Origin of the sequence: Bacillus sp. SIMBA_008 (assembly GCF_046535495.1) — a bacterium.
Lineage (GTDB): Bacteria > Bacillota > Bacilli > Bacillales > Bacillaceae > Bacillus > Bacillus subtilis.
In genome coordinates this window covers 1-250 of the sequence record NZ_JAWRWL010000940.1, presented here as the reverse complement: position 1 = coordinate 250, position 250 = coordinate 1, and the positions used below count along the sequence as shown (strand labels likewise).

Sequence of the window (250 nt, the reverse complement as noted above, 5' to 3'; positions counted from 1 at the left end):
CAATCCGACATTCGATCACTCGCGGCCCGTACCGGTGACCGTCACGATCGACCCCGGCCCCGCCTTCACGCTCGGATCCGTCAGTTTCGAAGGCGACGCCGCAGGTCGTGATCCGGAAGACTACGACCTGGTTCGCGGAGAGCAGGTCGGCTCGCGCGCGATCCTGCGGGCAGGCGAACAGCTTCTGGTGGACATCAAGGCGGAAGGGCGGCCCTTGGCTCAGCTGACGGAACGCCAGGTTACCGCAGAC

The 250-nt window shown here is 66.0% G+C and carries 1 protein-coding gene; it reads left to right on the top strand.

The features are described from left to right. Positions 1–34: 34 nt before the first annotated feature. On the top strand, positions 35–250 hold a 216-nt coding region (locus SB658_RS26135), incomplete at its 3' end, for a hypothetical protein (protein ID WP_410603395.1).